Annotated in this window: 16 protein-coding genes and 1 tRNA gene; 13 read left to right on the top strand and 4 right to left on the bottom strand. The window is 74.3% G+C overall.

Annotated elements, in window-relative coordinates:
• Positions 1-129 precede the first annotated feature (129 nt).
• Entirely contained in the window at positions 130-1,671 is a 1,542-nt protein-coding gene (locus EDD33_RS16025) for an adenylate/guanylate cyclase domain-containing protein (protein ID WP_123391989.1), read from the bottom strand.
• A gap of 160 nt (positions 1,672-1,831) precedes the next feature.
• Here EDD33_RS16025 and EDD33_RS16020 point away from each other — a divergent pair, with 160 nt between their 5' ends.
• The 4 genes from EDD33_RS16020 (at position 1,832) to EDD33_RS16005 (ending at position 4,585) form a co-directional block, all read left to right on the top strand.
• The gene (locus EDD33_RS16020; RefSeq protein WP_123391988.1) at positions 1,832-2,413 is read left to right on the top strand and encodes a hypothetical protein; all 582 of its coding nucleotides are present in this window, start codon (positions 1,832-1,834) and stop codon (positions 2,411-2,413) included.
• Positions 2,414-2,501: 88 nt separating this feature from the next.
• Positions 2,502-2,575 (top strand) — tRNA-Met (locus EDD33_RS16015).
• 133 nt (positions 2,576-2,708) lie between these two features.
• Positions 2,709-3,698, top strand: a complete 990-nt coding sequence (locus EDD33_RS16010; RefSeq protein WP_123391987.1) for an aldo/keto reductase — start codon at positions 2,709-2,711, stop codon at positions 3,696-3,698.
• Between the two features lie 32 nt (positions 3,699-3,730).
• Positions 3,731-4,585: an SDR family NAD(P)-dependent oxidoreductase gene (locus EDD33_RS16005; protein ID WP_123391986.1), complete on the top strand. Its 855-nt coding sequence runs from the start codon at positions 3,731-3,733 to the stop codon at positions 4,583-4,585.
• A gap of 18 nt (positions 4,586-4,603) precedes the next feature.
• Here the strand turns inward: EDD33_RS16005 and EDD33_RS20735 are convergent, their stop codons facing one another.
• On the bottom strand, positions 4,604-8,131 hold the full coding sequence (locus EDD33_RS20735) for a YncE family protein (RefSeq protein WP_170169850.1): 3,528 nt from the start codon (positions 8,129-8,131) through the stop codon (positions 4,604-4,606).
• Positions 8,132-8,377: 246 nt separating this feature from the next.
• On the opposite strand from EDD33_RS20735, the gene EDD33_RS15990 reads away from it, so the two are divergent.
• From EDD33_RS15990 to EDD33_RS15980, 3 genes are all read left to right on the top strand, one after another.
• Entirely contained in the window at positions 8,378-10,057 is a 1,680-nt protein-coding gene (locus tag EDD33_RS15990; RefSeq protein WP_123391982.1) for a formate--tetrahydrofolate ligase, read from the top strand.
• Positions 10,058-10,159: 102 nt separating this feature from the next.
• A complete protein-coding gene (locus EDD33_RS15985) occupies positions 10,160-10,903 on the top strand; it encodes a PH domain-containing protein (protein ID WP_170169849.1) in 744 nt (247 codons plus the stop codon).
• The gene (locus EDD33_RS15980; RefSeq protein WP_246003551.1) at positions 10,900-11,721 is read left to right on the top strand and encodes a DUF309 domain-containing protein; all 822 of its coding nucleotides are present in this window, start codon (positions 10,900-10,902) and stop codon (positions 11,719-11,721) included. The genes EDD33_RS15985 and EDD33_RS15980 overlap by 4 nt, the downstream gene beginning before the upstream one ends.
• A gap of 12 nt (positions 11,722-11,733) precedes the next feature.
• On the opposite strand, the gene EDD33_RS15975 is transcribed toward EDD33_RS15980, so the two are convergent.
• The gene (locus tag EDD33_RS15975; protein ID WP_123391980.1) at positions 11,734-12,594 is read right to left on the bottom strand and encodes an SDR family oxidoreductase; all 861 of its coding nucleotides are present in this window, start codon (positions 12,592-12,594) and stop codon (positions 11,734-11,736) included.
• Between the two features lie 103 nt (positions 12,595-12,697).
• Here EDD33_RS15975 and EDD33_RS15970 point away from each other — a divergent pair, with 103 nt between their 5' ends.
• The 4 genes from EDD33_RS15970 to EDD33_RS15955 are packed head-to-tail and all read left to right on the top strand — an operon-like array spanning position 12,698 to position 15,390.
• Positions 12,698-13,318: a YceI family protein gene (locus EDD33_RS15970; RefSeq protein ID WP_123391979.1), complete on the top strand. Its 621-nt coding sequence runs from the start codon at positions 12,698-12,700 to the stop codon at positions 13,316-13,318.
• 35 nt (positions 13,319-13,353) lie between these two features.
• A complete protein-coding gene (locus EDD33_RS15965; RefSeq protein ID WP_123391978.1) occupies positions 13,354-13,857 on the top strand; it encodes a VOC family protein in 504 nt (167 codons plus the stop codon).
• 10 nt (positions 13,858-13,867) lie between these two features.
• Positions 13,868-14,662: a spermidine synthase gene (locus EDD33_RS15960; RefSeq protein ID WP_123391977.1), complete on the top strand. Its 795-nt coding sequence runs from the start codon at positions 13,868-13,870 to the stop codon at positions 14,660-14,662.
• Between the two features lie 5 nt (positions 14,663-14,667).
• The gene (locus EDD33_RS15955; RefSeq protein ID WP_123391976.1) at positions 14,668-15,390 is read left to right on the top strand and encodes a sulfotransferase-like domain-containing protein; all 723 of its coding nucleotides are present in this window, start codon (positions 14,668-14,670) and stop codon (positions 15,388-15,390) included.
• A gap of 135 nt (positions 15,391-15,525) precedes the next feature.
• Here the strand turns inward: EDD33_RS15955 and msrA are convergent, their stop codons facing one another.
• Positions 15,526-16,170 (bottom strand): peptide-methionine (S)-S-oxide reductase MsrA, encoded by a 645-nt coding sequence (msrA, locus tag EDD33_RS15950; RefSeq protein WP_123391975.1) that lies wholly within the window; start codon positions 16,168-16,170, stop codon positions 15,526-15,528.
• A 101-nt stretch (positions 16,171-16,271) separates the two neighbouring features.
• On the opposite strand from msrA, the gene EDD33_RS15945 reads away from it, so the two are divergent.
• Both EDD33_RS15945 and EDD33_RS15940 read left to right on the top strand, forming a co-directional pair.
• A complete protein-coding gene (locus EDD33_RS15945) occupies positions 16,272-17,444 on the top strand; it encodes a cystathionine gamma-synthase (RefSeq protein WP_123393547.1) in 1,173 nt (390 codons plus the stop codon).
• 10 nt (positions 17,445-17,454) lie between these two features.
• The gene (locus EDD33_RS15940) at positions 17,455-17,775 is read left to right on the top strand and encodes a YidH family protein (protein ID WP_170169848.1); all 321 of its coding nucleotides are present in this window, start codon (positions 17,455-17,457) and stop codon (positions 17,773-17,775) included.

The following is a 17,775-nucleotide window of genomic DNA, read 5'->3' as shown; positions in this document are numbered from 1 at the left end:
CACGGGTCATCTGGTGCGGTGCTGTGCCGCCCAGAGCGGCGTACGCCCCTTGTCCACATGCAATAACCCCGCGTTACATGCGGCGACCGGCGACCGGCGACCGGCGATCGGCGACCGGCCACCACCCGCCTACTCGACCGGGACGGCGCAGGTGGTCTCGGTGGAGCGGCCGCGGAGGGTGACGGTGTCCTGCTCGCGCCAGTGGCGCGCCTCGTCCTGGCTCGCGCGCTCGACCGAGGTCATCGCGACGAGGAGGTTGCCGTCGACGTCCTTGGCGAGCTCGGTGAGGCGGGCGGCAGCGTTCACCGCGTCGCCGATGACGGTGTACTCGAAGCGGCTCTCGTCGCCGACGTTGCCCGCGACCGCCTCGCCGGTGGCGACGCCGATGCCGGCGGCGAGGTCCGGCACCTCGTCGGCCAGCCGAGCGGCCATGGCGCGGCCGGCGGCCAAGGCCTGGCCCGCGTGGTCGTCGAGCTCGACGGGGGCGCCGAAGACGGCGAGCGCGGCGTCGCCGATGAACTTGTTGACGAACCCGCCGCGGCGGTCGACCTCCTCGACCACGACGGCGAAGAAGCGGTTGAGCAGCTCGACGACCTCGACCGGGTCGCGCTCGGTGGCCAGCGTGGTGGAGCCGACGACGTCGACGAAGAGCACCGAGACCTCCCGGGTCTCCCCGCCCAGCTCGACCTCGCCCCGCGACGCGGCCTCGGCGACGTCGCGACCGACGTGTCGGCCGAACAGGTCACGCAGGTGTTCCCGGTCGCGCAGTCCGCTCACCATCTGGTTGAAGCCCGCCTGCAGCTGGCCGAGCTCGGTGCCGTCGTACACCTCGACCTCGGTGTCGAGCAGGCCGTCCTCCACGCGCTCCATGGCGTTGCGGACCGAGAGGATCGGGGCGACGACGGCGCGGGCGTTGAGCCAGGTCACCAGGGCGCCGAAGACGAGCACGACGCTGCCGAGGGCGAGGATCACCACGGCCAGCCGGTCGAGCGTCACCTCGCCCTCGCGCAGGGTGAGCGTGAAGATGGCGACCGAGACCAGGCCGACCACGGGGGCGCCGGTGCCGAGGCCCCAGAACAGCAGCATCCGACGTCGTACGCCGACCCGCCGCACCTTGATCCGCTCCTCGCCCGACAGCGCACGAGCCGCGATGGGGCGCAGCGCGAACTCCGAGAACAGGTAGGCGATCGTGGTGACCACGGCCGAGGCGATGCCGACGGTGAAGGCGGTGGTCAGCGCGCGCTCGGGCTGGACGACGACGGCGAGCGCGGTGAACAGCACGGTGGCGCAGGCCCACAGGGTGGCCTGCACCTTGGTGAGGAACCACGGCACCCCGAGCGCCTCGACGCGCTGCTCCTCGGTCGGCTCGTCCTCGCGGGTGGCCCAGCGCAGCGAGCGCAGCGCCCCGGCGGTGCCCCAGGCGGCGCCCACGACGACCGCGACGCCGACGTAGACCGGCACCCCGATCGCCAGCGACAGCACCGTGCCGCGGTTGGCCGCGGGGCTGGGGATGACGACCGCGGAGAGCACGAACACGATGCCCGCGCCGATCACGTTGGTGCTGATCAGGAGCACGGTGAGCAGCACCTGCACCCGCACGCGCAGCCGACGGCGGCTCTGCCCCGGCGTGCCCAGGAGCACCGAGCCGTAGCCCGAGGTGGAGGCACTCACGGGTCCGGCTCCTTCCAGGCGGGCGCACGGCTGCGACGGGGTCGTGGGGCGGGCACAGCCTAGGCGTCGCCGGCGGGCAGCGGGGGAGATGTGGCGGGGATCGCGGTGACCAGGCCCGGTGGGGCACCCTGGGGGGACCGAACCCCGAGAGGAGCGTCCCGTGCACGAGTCCGCCGCCCGTCGTCCGGCGCGTCCGCCGCGCCGGGGTCACGACATCCACCAGACGCACTTCTTCTACCGCGACGACCTCGAGGCCGGCGTGACCGTCGTCGACCACGTCACCGGGCAGGCGGTCGGCGAGGTCAGCGAGGTCGGGCGCCACGTCTTCGAGGGGTACGGCGCTCCGGCCGCGGCCGGCGGTCCGCCCGGCGACCTCGTCGTCGAGGTGGTCGAGCTCGAGCCCGTCACACCCGTGCGCGTGCCGTGGCGCGAGGTGCGCCCCTCGCCCGGGCTGGACCCCCAGGGCGAGGAGACCGTCTCCGTCGAGCTCGACCGCGACGACGCGCCACGGGAGCGGCCTGCCCGGCCGCCCGAGCCCCAGGAGGCCGAGCAGACCGAGGACGGCGCCGGCACCGAGGACGGCGAGACCCCCGACGAGCCGACCGTCCTCCTCGACGACCCCGCCGGTCGTGACCGCACCCCCCTCGGTGCCTCGGTCGCGCAGGGGGTGGCCATCGCGGTCCTCGCCCCGCTCCTGGCCCTGGCCCTGCTGGTCCTGCTCGTGGTGCTCTTCATCGGGTGAGAGTGGCTGCGTGACCACCGTCACGGCGTCCTGCGCGGCCCCCGATTTGGCCCCACCCCCGCGACGGCAGTAGTGTTCACAGAGCCGACGCGGGGTGGAGCAGCTCGGTAGCTCGCTGGGCTCATAACCCAGAGGTCGCAGGTTCAAATCCTGCCCCCGCTACAAGTCGAAGTCCCGGTCCAGGTCCCCTGGGCCGGGACTTCTGCGTTCCGGGGGTGCTGACACGACCTCCCGGGCTGCCCGGCGGGGGCCTAGCGTGGAGGACGTGACCCACCGCTCCACGAGAGGAAGCACCATGGAACCCCGCACGCTCGGCTCCTCCGGCCTCCAGGTCTCCCCGCTCGGCCTCGGCTGCATGGGGATGAGCCAGTCCTTCGGCACGCCGCCCCCGCGCGGGGAGATGATCACCTTCGTGCGCGAGGCGGTCGAGCGCGGCGTCACCTTCTTCGACACCGCCGAGGTCTACGGCCCCTTCCACAACGAGGAGCTCGTGGGCGAGGCGCTGCAGCCGGTCCGCGACGACGTGGTGATCGCGACCAAGTTCGGCTTCGCCTTCGACGAGGAGGGGAAGCAGACCGGTGTCAGCAGCCGACCCGACGGCATCCGCGCGGCGGTGGAGGGCTCGCTGCGCCGGCTGCGCACCGACAGCATCGACCTGCTCTACCAGCACCGCGTCGACCCCGACGTCCCCATCGAGGACGTCGCCGGCACCGTCGGCGAGCTGATCGAGGCCGGCAAGGTCCGCCACTTCGGGATGTCGGAGGCGGGGGTCGGGACGATCCGCCGCGCGCACGCGGTGCAGCCGGTCACGGCGCTGCAGAGCGAGTACTCCCTGTTCTGGCGCGAGCCCGAGGCGGAGATCCTGCCCGCCCTGGCCGAGCTCGGGATCGGCTTCGTCCCGTTCAGCCCGCTCGGTCGCGGGTTCCTCACCGGTCAGCTCACCGCCGACACGCAGTTCGGCGACGGCGACATCCGGGCCACGCTGCCGCGGTTCGAGCGCGAGGCGCTCGAGGCCAACCTGGCGCTGGTCGGGCTGGTCCGCGCGGTCGCGGACCGCAAGGGCGCCACCGTCGGCCAGGTCGCCCTGGCCTGGCTGCTCGCCCAGCAGCCCTGGATCGTCCCGATCCCCGGGACCCGCCGGCTCGAGCGGCTCGACGAGAACCTCGGGTCGGCCCGGGTCGAGCTGACCGCCGACGACCTCGCCGAGCTCGACCGGGCCTCGGCGAGCGTGCAGGTGGTGGGCGAGCGCTACCCCGAGGCGATGCAGCGGATGATCGACCGCTGACGTCGTACGCCGCCGCCCGGTAGCGTCGCCGCATGAGTCGGAGCAGCGTCGCGGACAAGGTCGTCGTCGTCACCGGAGCGGGGTCCGGCATCGGCCGGGCGCTGGTCCTCGAGCTCGATCGGCGCGGTGCCCGGGTCGCGGGCTGCGACGTCGACGAGGCGGGGCTGAAGGAGACGGCCTCGCTGACCCGCGGCGAGCTGCACACCGCGGTGGTCGACATGGGCGACCGCGAGGCCGTCGAGGCGTACGCCGAGGACGTGGCCGCCCACCACGGCGCGGTCCACCAGGTCTACAACAACGCCGGGATCGCCTTCACGGCCCCGGTGATCGAGAGCAGTTGGGCCGACTACGAGCGGGTGCTGCGGGTCAACCTCCACGGCGTCATCCACGGCACCCAGGCGTTCCTGCCGCACCTCGTGGACTCCGGCGACGGCCACGTCGTCAACGTCTCCAGCCTCAACGGCTACCTCGCCCAGCCGGGGCTCTCGCACTACTGCGCGGCGAAGTTCGCGGTGCGCGGCTTCACCGAGACGATGCGCGCCGAGATGCTGCTGGCCGGTCACCCGGTCCAGGTGAGCGTCGTCCACCCGGGCGGGGTGGCCACGGCCATCTCCGCCAACGCGCTGGAGTGGGCGCGCTCGAGCGGGATGGAGGTCACCGCCGCGCACGAGGCCCGCCAGCGCACCTACACCGAGAAGCTCCTCAAGCTGCCCGCCGACAAGGCCGCCTCGATCATCGTCGACGGCGTCGAGCGTGGCCGGCCGCGGATCCGGGTCGGCAAGGACGCCGTGGCCGTCGACCGACTGGTCCGGCTCGCGCCGGCCACGGCGACCCGCGTCGCGGTGCTGCTCGAGCGCCGGCTGCTCAAGGCCGAGCAGCAGGCCTGAGCGCCTCCCGGCGGCGGCTCAGCCGGCGCGACCCGGTCGACGTCGCGTGCACGACGCCACGGCGCCGCCGAGGAGGAGCAGCAGCAGACCGGCCCCGCCGAGCACGCCGGCGTGCGTGGGGGCGCCGGTGTCGGGCAGGGGGCCGCCCGTGGCGGTCGTCCCCCTGGTGACGACCGGCCCGCCGGCCGCGGCGGGCGACCCGGACGCTGTCCCCGCGCCCGGGACGAGCGGGGACGACGACGCGAGCGGCACGTCCGGTCCCACGTCCGGTCGCGGTCCGGTGTCCGGTCCCGCGGAAGGGCCCGTGACCGGGGGCACCGGCGACGTGGTCGGGTCGGGCAGGGACGGGTCGGTCGGGTCGGTCGGGTCGGTCGGGTCCCCCGGATCGGTCCCGTCGCCCCCGGGCACCGGGGTGAGGGGACCGGGCTCCTGGGGGCCGGGGTCGCCGCCGGGAAGGGCCTGCGGGCTGACGGACACCGTGAACGTCTCGGTGGTGGCCGCACCCACGGGGTTCTCGGCGCGCACGGCGTAGCTGAAGGTCGCCGGCGTGTAGGCGGCGTCGGGTGCGTCCGGGGTGCCGCTGACCCGGCCGGTCGCCGGGTCGATGCTCAAGAACCCGGGTGCCCCGACCAGGGAGTAGGTCGGGCTGGGGTAGGCGGCGGCGCGGAAGGCGGCGGTGTAGGGCGTCGCGTGCGCAGCCCGCAGGGGCGGGTCGGCCGAGACGAACCGCGGCGCCGCGCTGACGATGACGGTCTGGCGGGCGCCGGCGGCCGACGCGGAGCCGAGGGTGCCGCTCTGGTCGGCCTCGACGACGCACCTGCCGGTGCCGGTGAACGACACGACGCCGGCGTCGTCGATGGCGCAGGTGCCGAGGTCACTGGTGGCGCCGATGCTGAACCGCACCGGTCGCGACGGGTCGGGACCGACGGCCGTCGGGGTGTAGCTGCCCTCGTGCAGCGCCGGGCTCGGCGGGGTCGAGGTGAACACCACCGGTCGGGCGGCGTCGGCGAGCCGCAGCACCGAGACGGTGCCGTCGTCGAAGTTGGTGACGAACGCCGTGTGCGTCGTGGGGTCCACGGCCACCGAGGTGGGGCGCCTCCCGACGCCGAGGGTGTCGAGCACCTGACCGCTCCGCTGGTCGAGCACCGTGACCTCGTCGGAGCCGGCGTCCGTGACGTACGTCGTCCGGGTGCCCGGGTCGACGGCGACACCGCTCGGCTGGGTCCCGGCGGCCAGCGAGCCGGTCACCTCGTCGGTGGCGGCGTCGATGACGTGGACCCGGCCCCCCTCGCGGTCGGCGACGTAGACGTCGCGCGTGAACCGGTCGACGGTGACGTCGACCAGCTGGCTGCGGGTGAGCCCCAGGTCGACCGTCGCGGTCACGGCGTTGCTGGCCCCGTCGATCACCGAGACCGTGCCGGCGTCGGAGTTGGCGACGTAGACGCGGTGGGTCGTGGGGTCCACGTCGAGACCGAGCGGGCGCGACCCGACCCGCACGGTGGCCACGGCCCGGCGGTCGCGGACGACCGTGACGGTGCTGCTGCCGCTGTTGGCGACGTACGCCGTCCCGGTGCCCTGGTCGACGCCCACCCCGAGCGGGTAGGGCCCGACCGCGACGGTCGACACCGTTCCGGTGCCGCCGTTCGCGAGGATCGACAGGGTGCCGTCGCGCAGGTTGCTCACGTAGACCGCGTGGGTGGTCGGGTCGACGGCCACCGCGGTCGGGTAGTCGCCGACCGGCACGGTGGCGACCAGGGCGCCGGTCACGCCGTCGAGGACCGACACGGTGTCGCTGCCCGAGTTGGCCACGAAGGCGCGGTGCGTGGTCGGGTCGACGGCGACGGACTGCGGCTGGGTGCCGGTGGGCAGTGCGCCGTCCACGCCCACGCGCAGCGGCTCGACGACGAGCTGGCCGGTGGTGCTGGCCGCGCCGTTGACCGCCCTGACCTGGTGCGTCCCGGGCACCAGCGAGGTGCACCCGGCCTGCGGGCCCTGGGTGCAGGTGCCGCCGCCGGCGATGCTGAACTCGGTGGTCGCCGTGTCGTCGCCGCGCAGGTTGCCGTAGGCGTCGGTGCCGACGACGCGGTAGGCCTGCCTCCCGCCGGCGGTCACGCTGCTGGTCGCGGGGGTCATCACCAGGGTCGCCGGCGGACCGGGGACGACCTCGGAGGCATCGGTGCACAGCTGGCTGACGGGACGGTTGACCTCGTTGCCGGCGTACGTCGTGGACCAGCGGTGGGTGCCCGGTCGGGTGGCCCTGACGTAGGCGGAGAAGACCGAGCCGAGGCTCTGCGCGCTGAGGCTGCGCGTGCTGTCGGAGAGGGGGGTGCCGGAGCAGGTGGGGTCCGAGGGGCCGTACAGCCGGAACCGGATGTCGCCGGTGGGCTGGTGCCCGCCCTCCAGGGAGGCGACCTGCACCAGCATCCTGCCGGCCTCGACCCGGACGTCGCGCTTGGTGACCAGCGTCGGCGTGGTGATCGGGACGCGGTAGGTGATGCTGATCTGCCCGTTGCCGGTGTGGGCGCCGTCGACGATGCTCGCGTCGGTCACCAGCCCAGGGGTGGTGAAGCTGCTCCCGCCGCCCCCGCCGCCGCCGCCGGAACCGCGCAGCTTCCAGGCCCCGTCGGCGACGCCGCCGGTGCCGCCGCCCCCGCCACCGAAGTAGCCGCCACCGCCACCGCCGCCGCCCCCGGCGTTGCGGTTGTCGCTGGCCAGGTGGGAGCGGATCGCTCCCGGGGCTCCCCATCGCCCCTGGGCGGACTGGCCCGCAGAGCCGCCCCAGTAGTCGAGCACGCCGACGCCCGCGGCACCGCCGGCGCCGCCGGCGGAGGTCGTGCCCGCCTTGCCGCCGCCACCCCCGGAGGCCGTGCGGATGTCGCCCTCCTGCGCGTCGCCGTCGCTGCCGTTCGAGCCGCTCGGGCCGCCGGCGCCGCCGTGCTTGCTGGCCGAGCCGACGCCGTGCCCGCCGGCGCCGCCGCCGCCGCCGGCGACCACCCGGACGTTCTCGTAGGGCGACAGCGTCATCCCGGAGGCGCCGCCGCCCCCCGCGGGACTTTCCTCGACGCCCTCGAACCACCCGGGGCCGCCTGGGGCGGTGCCCCCCCAGCCGCCGGTGGTGTTGGCGGGCCCCGTGGCCGTGCCGCCGACGGTCACCAGGAACCGTTGTCCGCCGCTCATCGGGACCGTCGCGGTGACCACCGCCCCCTTGCCACCCGGACGCCGGTCGTAGCCGAGGGAGGTCCCGCCCTCGGCGCCCCGGGCGACGACCCTGGCCGAGGTGACGCCGGTCGGGACGATCCAGGTGGTCTCCTCGCCCGTGTAGTCGAAGGTCACGGTGCACTCCACCGGGCCGCAGGTCGTGGTGCTGCCGTCGGCCGCTGCTGCGGTGACCGCCCCGGTGGCTGCCCCAGTGACCGCCCCGGTGGCTGTGGGCGCCCCGACCAGCGACGTGCCCGAGCCCACGAGGGCGAGGGCGAGGAGGATGCCGACCCGGCGTGCCGGGCGGCGGGTGAGGGCGTGGTCGGACGGGGTGCGGGTGAGCAGCACGGAGGTCTCCCAAGAGACGAGCCCAGCGGTGAGCCGAGAGGTGAGTACGTCGTCCAGCACGACCTGACGGCCGGCAGCTGGCGGATCTACCTCAGCGGGCGGGGCCCGGGGCGCGCCCCCGGCAGCCGGAACCTACCGTTGCGGCAGACGTGCTGCGCCCGCTTCGTCCACCCGGTCTAGACGGGCGGTGGGCTACGGTGCGGAGCAGGCCCGTGGGGGGCCGCCCGACCGTGAGGGGGACGAGCCGTGCGCTCCGACATCGAGATCGCCAACGCGGCGGTGCTGCGGCCCATCCGGGAGGTGGCGGCCGAGACGCTCGGCATCGAGGAGCAGCACCTCGTGCCGTACGGCCACTTCAAGGCCAAGGTCGACCTCGGCTACCTCGCCTCCCTGGAGGACCGCCCGCTCGGCCGGCTCGTGCTCGTCACGGCGCTCTCGCCGACACCGCCGGGAGAGGGCAAGACGACGACCACGGTCGGGCTGACCGACGCGCTCCACGGTCTGGGTCACCGGGTGGTGGCCTGCCTGCGCGAGCCCTCCATGGGTCCGGTGTTCGGCATGAAGGGCGGCGCGGCCGGCGGCGGCTGGAGCCAGGTCGTGCCGATGACCGACATCAACCTGCACTTCACCGGCGACTTCGCCGCCATCGCGGCCGCCAACAACCTGCTGGCCGCCCTGATCGACAACCACGTGCACCACGGCAACGCGCTCGACCTCGACACCCGCAGCATCACCTGGAAGCGGGTGCTCGACGTCAACGACCGCGCGCTGCGGGAGGTGGTGGTCGGCCTCGGCGGCCACGCCAACGGCTTCACCCGGGAGGACGGCTTCGACATCGTGGTCGCCTCGGAGCTGATGGCGATCTTCTGCCTCACCGAGTCGTGGGCCGACCTCAAGCGCCGCATCGGCGACATCGTGGTCGGCTACGACCGCTCCTCGCAGCCCGTCACGGCCCGTGACCTCGGGGCGCACGGCGCCATGGCCGCGCTGCTGCGCGACGCCCTCGCACCCAACCTGGTGCAGACCCTCGAGGGGGCGCCGGCCTTCGTCCACGGCGGCCCGTTCGCCAACATCGCCCACGGCTGCAGCTCGGTCGCCGCCACCCGCGCCGGGCTCCGACTGGCCGACGTCGTGGTCACCGAGGCCGGCTTCGGGGCCGACCTGGGGGCCGAGAAGTTCGTCGACATCAAGTGCCGCAAGTCCGGACTGCGTCCCGACGTGGCCGTCGTGGTGGCCACGGTGCGGGCGCTGAAGTACCACGGCGGCGTCGCCCTGGCCGACCTCGGCGCCGAGGACCTCGCCGCCGTCGAGGCCGGGATGGTCAACCTGCGCCGCCACCTCGACAACGTCCGCGGCGTCTACGGCATCGGGTGCGTGGTGGCGGTCAACCGGTTCCCGACCGACACCGACGCCGAGGTCGCCAAGGTCGTCGAGCTGTGCGCGGCCGAGGGGGTCGAGGCCCACCCGGCCACGCACTTCTCCGACGGCGGCGTGGGGGCGCGCGACCTGGCGCAGGGAGTGCTGCGGTCGCTGGCCGAGCCCCCGGCGTACGAGTTCGGCTACACCTACCCCGACGAGCTGTCGTTGACCGGGAAGGTCGAGGCTGTGGCCACCCGGCTCTACGGCGCCTCGCTGGTCACCTGGGACGCCAGGGCGCGGCGGCGGCTGGAGCGGATCGAGCGCGACGGGTACGGCGCCCTCCCGGTCTGCGTGGCCAAGACGCAGTATTCCTTCTCCACCGACCCCACGGCGCTCGGCGCCCCGAGCGGCCACGAGCTGCACGTGCGCGAGGTCCGGCTCTCGGCCGGCGCCGGGTTCGTGGTCGTCGTGTGCGGCGACATGATGACGATGCCGGGCCTGCCGGCGACCCCCGCGGCCGGACGCATCGACCTCGCCGACGACGGCACCATCCTGGGCCTGTCCTGACGCGGCTCCGTGGGTACGGGAGGGGTGAGGACCCCGGCGCCTAGGCTGGCGTCGACCGCACTCGGGGAGGGACAGCAGATGCGCACCACCCTCCGAACGGGCGTGTCCGCGCGTGGAGTCACCCCGGTGCGCGCCGCCCTGGCGCACGCCACCCTGCTGGTCGTGGCGCTCGGCTGCCTCGTGGCGGTGCCGCTGGCGGCACCTCAGCAGCCCAGCTGGGCCTGGATGTTCGGCGCCATGGGCGTCGCCCTGCTGCTGTGGGTGGCGGACCTCCTCGTCACCCTGCTCACGCGGCGCGGCCGGCTCCGCCTCCGCGCCGTGGACGGCACGACCGAGGTCGTGGGCTCGCCGTGGTCGCGCCCCGTCGACGTCGCCGCGCCGGTCGTCCTCGTCCTGGCCCTCGTCGGTGGCGTGCTGTCCCTGGTCGACCCGGGTCCGCTCGCCCCGGGCACCACCTCCCTCGACGCCGCCGCTCCGGTCGCGGTGCTCGCGGTGCTGGCCCTGCTGGCGACAGCCGGGCTCCGCCACGTCCTCGCCGGCCGCCGGTTGCGCAGCCGGTTGCGGTTGCACGCCAGCGGCGTCGAGGTGAGCGGTCCGGACGGGCGGGACCACCTCCCGTGGAGCTCGCTCACCGGGGTCGGACCGCGACCGCTGGCGCTCCTGGGGTACTCCGGACGCGTGCTCGCACTCCCCGGCCCCGAGCTGCGCTCGGACCCCGATCTCGTCGCCCGCCTGGTCGAGCACTACCGGACCCACCCGCGCGAGCGTGACGAGCTCGCCGACGGCCGGGCCGTGGAGCGGGCGCGGACCGGCCGGCTCGACGAGCTCGGAGGTTCCGCCCGATGACGACCCTGACAGCCGCCCGGGCGATGCTCACCCGGCCCACCGTGCACCCGGCCGACCTCACCGTCGGTGCCGCGCACGTCGCCCTGGAGGACCCGCACGTCCACCTGCTGCTCCTCGTCGAGGACGGCCGGCTCCTCGGCACCCTCGACCGGTCCGACCTCGAGCGCGCCGACGGGGAGGCGCAGCCTGCCCTCGAGGTCGCGGAGCTCGAGGGGCGCACGACCTCTCCCGACGCCGACGTGGCGCAGCTGCTCGAGCAGATGGCGGCCACCGGGCGACGCCGGCTGGCGGTGGTCGACGACGGCGGCACCCTGCTCGGGCTGCTCTGCCTCAAGCGCAGCGGCGGGGGGTTCTGCGACGACGCCGGGGTCGAGGCGCGGCGCCGCGACCGGGCGCCCGAGGGCCGCGACCGGGATCCCGAGGGGCGTGCCCGGCAGGCCCGACCGCGCGACGCGCTGGGCCGACCGCTGCCCTACGGGGAGACCGGTGTCGAGCCGGTGTCCGAGGAGCCGCTCCCGGCGCTCGAGACGGTCGCGTCCGCGCGCGAGCTGCTCGCGCAGGGACGCCCGTTCTCGGCCCACGAGGTGCTCGAGGCCCGGTGGAAGGACGCCCCGGAGGCCGAGCGGCCGCTGTGGCAGGGCCTGGCCCAGCTGTGCGTCGCGCTCACCCACGCGGCCCGCGGCAACGCGGTCGGCGCGGCCCGGCTGCTCGAGCGCGGGGCCGGCCGGGTCGAGGAGTACGCCGCGACCGGCGGCCCGACGTACGGCCTCGACCTCGCGGCGGAGCTGGCCTGCGCCCGCCGGCGCGTCGACGCCTGAGCCGGTCGCGGCTCAGATCGGGTCGAGGAACAGGTCCTCGCGCAGCGGGGCCTCGCCGCCGGGCACCGCGCGGTAGCCCTCGAGGTCGGTGATCCCCTCCTGCGCCAGCACCTCGTCGTCGATGAAGAAGTTGCCGGTGCAGGTGCGCGGGTCACGCGTCAGCACGGCGTACGCCGCGTCCGCGACCATCTCCGGGGTGCGCGACCCCGCGACGGCCTCGTCGCCGCCGAGCAGGTTGGCGACCGCGGCGGTGGCGATCATGGTGCGCGGCCACAGCGAGTTGGCGGCGACGCCCGCCTCGCGCAGCTCCTCGGCCAGCCCGAGCGTCACCAGGCTCATGCCGTACTTGGCCATCGTGTAGCCGAGGTACTGCCCGGCCCACTGCGGCCGCAGGTCGAGCGGCGGCGACAGCGTGAGCACGTGGGCACCGGAGCTGCGCTCGAGGTGGGGCAGCGCGGTCTTGGAGAGCAGGAACGTGCCGCGGGCGTTGATGTCCTGCATCAGGTCGTACTTCTTCATCGACAGCTCGCGGGTGCCGCTGAGGTCGATCGCGCTGGCGTTGTTGACCACCACGTCGATGCCGCCGAAGCGCTCGACGGCCGCGGCGACGGCGCCCTCGACGTCGGCGTCGTCGCGCACGTCGCCGACCACGGCGAGCGCCTGGCCGCCGGCGGCCTCGATCTCGGCGGCGGCCGTGTGCACGGTGCCCTCCAGCTTGGGGTGGGGCTCGCCGGTCTTGGCCAGCAGCACCACGTTGGCGCCGTCGCGGGCGGCGCGCAGGGCGATGGCCAGGCCGATGCCGCGGCTGCCGCCGGACATCACGATCGTGCGGTCGCGGAGCGTTCGGGTGGGGGAGGGGGGAGCGGAGGTCATGGGGGCGAACCTAGCGGGGACCAAACGTTTGACTTTTCAAATGTCTCGTGTAGAGTCCACCTTGTTAGTTGAAGTCTCAACCTCACACCACCAGGAGCTCGTCATGGGTCTGTTCAACCGTTCCGACAAGTCCGCCGACGCGGGCACCACCGCCACCGCCGTCTTCGACGCCCCCACCGCCCACCTGAGCGACATCTCCGGCGACTACGTCATCGACGCCAGCCACTCCCGCATCGGCTTCTCGGCCCGCCACGCCATGGTCACCACCGTCCGCGGCTCCTTCGGCGAGTTCGAGGGCACCGCCCACGTCGACACCGCCAACCCCTCGGCCTCCAGCGCGAAGCTCGTCATCAAGACCGCGAGCATCGACACCGGCTCCGCCGACCGCGACGGCCACCTGCGCTCGGGCGACTTCTTCGACGCCGACGCCAACCCCGAGATCACCTTCACCACCACCCAGGTCGAGCGCGTCGAGGACGACGTGTGGCGCCTGACCGGCGACCTCGCCATGAAGGGCGTCTCCAAGTCGGTCGCCATCGACTTCGAGTCCACCGGCTCCGCGATCGACCCCTTCGGCAACACCCGCATCGGCTTCGAGGGCGCCACCTCGATCAACCGCAAGGACTGGGGCCTGACCTGGAACGCTGCGCTCGAGACCGGCGGCGTGCTCGTCAGCGAGAAGATCAAGCTCGAGTTCGACGTCTCCGCCATCAAGTCCGCCTGACCCACCCACCCCCGACCAGCCCGCAGGAGCCCGAGATGACCGTGCCCGTCGTACGCCTGAACCACGCGGTGCTCTTCGTGTCCGACCTCGAGCGCGCGCTGGCCTTCTACACCGCGGCGTTCGGGGTGGAGGTGGTCGCGCGGGAGCCCCGCGCGAACGCCGCCTTCCTGCGGATGCCGCGCTCGGAGAACCACCACGACCTGGGTCTGTTCGGGATCGGGGCGCACGCCCCGGCCCGGCAGCCCGGGACGGTGGGGCTCTACCACCTCGCCTGGCAGGTCGACACCGTGGAGGACCTCGAGGCGGCCCGCACCACGCTGGCCGGCCTCGACGCCTACACCGGCGAGTCCAGCCACGGCGCGACCAAGAGCATCTACGGCGTCGACCCGGACGGCAACGAGTTCGAGGTGATGTGGATGCTCCCGCGCGCCGACTGGGGCGAGTTCGAGCACAGCGCCACCACCGAGCGGCTCGACCTCGCCGGCGAGATCGACCGGTGGGGCGGGCGTCGTACGGCGGGCCGCCTCGTCGAGGGCTGAGCCGCCCGCGATGCCCGATCCCGAGATCGTCGAGGGCGACCGGGCGGGCTCCTGGCTCGTCCGGCTCGACGGCCGCGACCAGTCGGTCGTCGACCTGCTCGACCCGACCCGGCTGGCCTTCGACTACGTGCGCCGCACCGGCGACGTCATCGACGCGGCCGCCGCCCCCGGCGACCCGCTGCGCGTCGTCCACGTCGGCGGCGCCGGCCTGACGCTGCCGCGCTACGTCGCCACGACGCGCCCGCGCTCGTGGCAGGTCGTCCTCGAGCCCGACGAGGCGCTGACCGCCCGGGTCCGCGAGGAGCTGCCGCTGCCGCGCCGCAGCGGCGTACGGGTGCGTCCGGTGGCCGGCCGGCCCGGCCTGGAGGCGCTGCGCGGCGCGGGTGCCGACCTCGTCCTGGTCGACGCCTACGACGCCGGCGAGGTGCCCGCCGACCTGGTCACGGCCGAGGCGCTGGCCGTCGTCCTCGAGGTGCTCGCACCCACCGGGACGCTGGTGGCCAACCTCAGCGACACCGCGCCGTTCACGCTGGTGCGCGACGTCGTCGCGGCCGCCTCCCCGCTGGTCGAGCACGTCGTGCTCGGCGCCGAGCCGGCCACCCTCAAGGGCCGTCGGGGCGGCAACGTGCTGCTCGTCGCGGGTCCCGACGGCTCGCTGGGCGACGCGCTGCGCCGGCGTGCCGCGTCGTACGCCGCGCCCTACCGGGTGCTCGTCGGCCGCGAGGTCTCCGATGCCTTCGGCGGCGGGGCGCCGCGCCACGATGCGGACCCCGGTCCGCCGGGCGGCGTCGACTCGGCAGGCTAGGCGGCGTGAGCCACCCGATCACCGTCCTGTGGAGCGTGCCCCGCTCGGTGTCCACGTCGTTCGAGCGGATGATCAGCGAGCGCGGTGACCACACCGTCTTCGACGAGCCCTTCTCGCGGGCCTACTACTTCGGCCCGGACCGCCGATCGCAGCGCTACGACGAGACCATTCCGGGCAGCGCGGCGACGCAGGTGCTCGCCGAGGTCGAGGCGGCCGCCGAGGAGCGGCCGGTGTTCGTCAAGGACATGGCCTACCACCCCACCGAGCTGCTCGACCGCGAGTTCCTGGCCCGGTTCCGCAACACCTTCCTGGTGCGCGACCCGGCCGCGACGCTGACCTCGCTGGCCCGCAAGTGGCCCGACTTCACCGACGAGGAGACCGGGTGGGCCGACCTCGACCGTGCGGCCGACCTCGTCGAGGACCTCGGCCAGCCGCTGGTCGTCGTCGACGCCGACCGGCTCTGTGCCGACCCCGCCGCCGTCGTCGAGGACTGGTGCGAGCGGATGGGCGTGACCTACGACCCCTCCGCGCTGACCTGGGAGCCCGGCATGCGCCCGGAGTGGGAGCTGTGGGGCGAGTGGCACGCCTCGACCTCGAGGAGCACCGGCTTCGGCGACCTCCGACCGCCCCCGCCGCCCCCGGGCCACGAGGACAGCCGGCTCCGGGCGGCGTACGACGCGGCGCTCCCGGTCTACGAGCGCCTCCTGGCGCACGCCCTGCCGGGCTGACCCGCTCGCCGTGGTCGCCCGGTCCGCCGGACCGACGATCAGTTCGTCGCTGCGCGGCCGTCGCCCAGGCGTGGGACCGGTCCGCTGGCGGTGAACTGATCGTCGACCGGGTCCCGACGCGCTCGACCCGCTGGGTCAGCGGGGGACGGGGACGCCCGTCTTGGCGTGGCAGCGGTAGCCGAAGGGGTTCTTGAGCAGGTACTGCTGGTGCGGGTCCTCGGCGTAGTAGTACGGCGTGTCCGCGGCGGGGCGGATCTCGGTGGTGATGGCGTCGAAGCCGCGGCGGGTGAGCTCGGCCTGGTAGCGGTCGGTCACCTCGCGGGCGACCTTCTCCTGCTCCGGGGTGGAGACGTAGATCGCGGAGCGGTACTGCGTGCCGAGGTCGTTGCCCTGGCGCATCCCCTGCGTCGGGTCGTGCACCTCGTAGAACTGGGCGACCAGCTCGGCGTAGTCCACCTTCGCCGGGTCGTAGACGACGCGGACGGCCTCGGTGTGGCCGGTGCGACCGCTGCAGACCTCCTCGTACGACGGGTGGGGGGTGTGGCCGCCGGCGTACCCGACCGACGTCGACCAGACGCCCGGGACCTGCCAGAAGATCTCCTCGGCACCCCAGAAGCAGCCGAGCCCGAAGACCGCGACCTCGTAGCCGTCGGGCACCTCGTCGGTCACCAGGGGAGCGTCGAGCGCGCGGTGCTTCTCCGACAGCGGGAACCACCGCTCCTCGCGGCCGCGCAGGGCCTCGTCGGCGGTGGGCAGGGTGGTCTTGGTGCGACCGAACATCGTGGTCCTCTCGTCGGTTCCGACTGCGGTGGCACCCGCGGGTGCCTGTGGTCACAACGGCAGGGGGCGGCGAGGTGTTCCCGGCGAGTAGCGTGCTGCCGGTGACCCAGGAGCAGCACGACCAGCACCGATCCAAGTCCGGTTTCGAGACGCGGGCGATCCACGCGGGCTACGAGCCGGACGCCGCGACGGGCGCGGTGATCCCGCCGATCTACGCCACCTCGACCTACAAGCAGGACGGCGTCGGGGGGCTCCGTGGGGGCTACGAGTACAGCCGCTCCGGCAACCCCACCCGCACCGCCCTGGAGGGCAACCTCGCCGCCCTGGAGGAGGGGGAGCGGGCCTTCGCCTTCGCCTCCGGCCTCGCCGCCGAGGACACGCTGCTCCACTCGGTGTGCGGTCCGGGCGACCACGTGGTCATCCCCGACGACGCCTACGGCGGCACCTTCCGGCTCGTCGACAAGGTCGCCACCGGGTGGGGCCTGGAGTACGACGCGGCGCCGGTCAGCGACGTCGACGCGGTCCGTGCCGCCATCCGCCCCGGGAGGACCCGGCTCGTCTGGGTCGAGACCCCCACCAACCCGCTGCTCAACATCGGCGACATCGAGGCGCTGGCGGGCGTCGCCCATGACGCCGGGGCGCTGCTGGTCGTCGACAACACCTTCGCCTCCTCCTACCTCCAGCAGCCGCTCACGCTGGGCGCCGACGTGGTGGTCCACTCCACGACCAAGTACGCCGGCGGCCACTCCGACGTCGTCGGCGGAGCCCTGGTCGTGCGTGACCTGGAGCTGGCCGAGCGGGTCGGGTTCCACCAGAACGCCATCGGTGCGGTGGCCGGCCCCTTCGACTCCTGGCTGGTGCTGCGCGGCTTGAGGACGCTGGCCGTGCGGATGGACCGGCACTGCGACAACGCCGAGCGGGTGGTGGAGTTCCTCGCCGGGCACCCGAAGGTGGCGCAGGTGATCTACCCCGGCCTGGAGGAGCACCCCGGCCACGCGGTCGCGGCCCGGCAGATGAAGCGGTTCGGCGGCATCGTGTCCTTCCGTGTCGCCGCCGGCGAGCAGGCGGCCCTGGACGCCTGCGCCCGCGCCGAGGTGTTCACCCTGGCCGAGTCGCTCGGCGGCATCGAGTCGCTGATCGAGCACCCGGGCCGGATGACCCACGCGAGCGTCGCCGGCACCGCCCTCGAGGTGCCCTCGGACCTGATCCGGCTCAGCGTCGGCATCGAGACGGCCGACGACCTGCTCGCCGACCTGGACCGGGCCCTTGGCTGAGGGCGAGTCGGTGGAGCCGGACGTCCGGTTCTCGCTGGCCAACGAGCGCACCCTGCTGGCCTACCAGCGCACCTCGGTCGCGATGCTGGCCGCCGCCGTGGCGGTGGTGCACTTCCTCGAGCGCGGCCCGCTGTCGCTGCTGCTCGGGCTGGCCTTCGTGCTGACCTCCGCGATCGCGGCGGTGGGCGGCTACCTGCGCTTCCGTGGCGTGGAGCGCGCGATGCGCGAGGGGCGACCGATCGGCTCCGGTCCCGCGGCGCACCTGCTCAGCCTCGCGGTGGTGGTGAGCCTGCTGGTCGCCACGGCCTACGTGCTGCTGGCCCGGGACTGA

It is taken from the genome of Nocardioides aurantiacus, from assembly GCF_003752505.1.
Taxonomy (GTDB): Bacteria; Actinomycetota; Actinomycetes; order Propionibacteriales; family Nocardioidaceae; genus Marmoricola; species Marmoricola aurantiacus.
Note: the sequence above shows the minus strand (reverse complement) of the source record. Positions and strands in the feature narration are given on the sequence as shown.

Excerpts from the sequence above, each read along its gene's own strand:
- EDD33_RS16010 (WP_123391987.1), top strand. The coding sequence starts at position 2,709 with ATGGAACCCCGCACGCTCGGCTCCTCCGGCCTCCAGGTCTCCCCGCTC.
- EDD33_RS16005 (WP_123391986.1), top strand. The coding sequence starts at position 3,731 with ATGAGTCGGAGCAGCGTCGCGGACAAGGTCGTCGTCGTCACCGGAGCG.
- EDD33_RS15980 (WP_246003551.1), top strand. The coding sequence starts at position 10,900 with ATGACGACCCTGACAGCCGCCCGGGCGATGCTCACCCGGCCCACCGTG.
- EDD33_RS15975 (WP_123391980.1), bottom strand. The coding sequence starts at position 12,594 with ATGACCTCCGCTCCCCCCTCCCCCACCCGAACGCTCCGCGACCGCACG.
- EDD33_RS15970 (WP_123391979.1), top strand. The coding sequence starts at position 12,698 with ATGGGTCTGTTCAACCGTTCCGACAAGTCCGCCGACGCGGGCACCACC.
- EDD33_RS15965 (WP_123391978.1), top strand. The coding sequence starts at position 13,354 with ATGACCGTGCCCGTCGTACGCCTGAACCACGCGGTGCTCTTCGTGTCC.
- EDD33_RS15960 (WP_123391977.1), top strand. The coding sequence starts at position 13,868 with ATGCCCGATCCCGAGATCGTCGAGGGCGACCGGGCGGGCTCCTGGCTC.
- msrA (WP_123391975.1), bottom strand. The coding sequence starts at position 16,170 with ATGTTCGGTCGCACCAAGACCACCCTGCCCACCGCCGACGAGGCCCTG.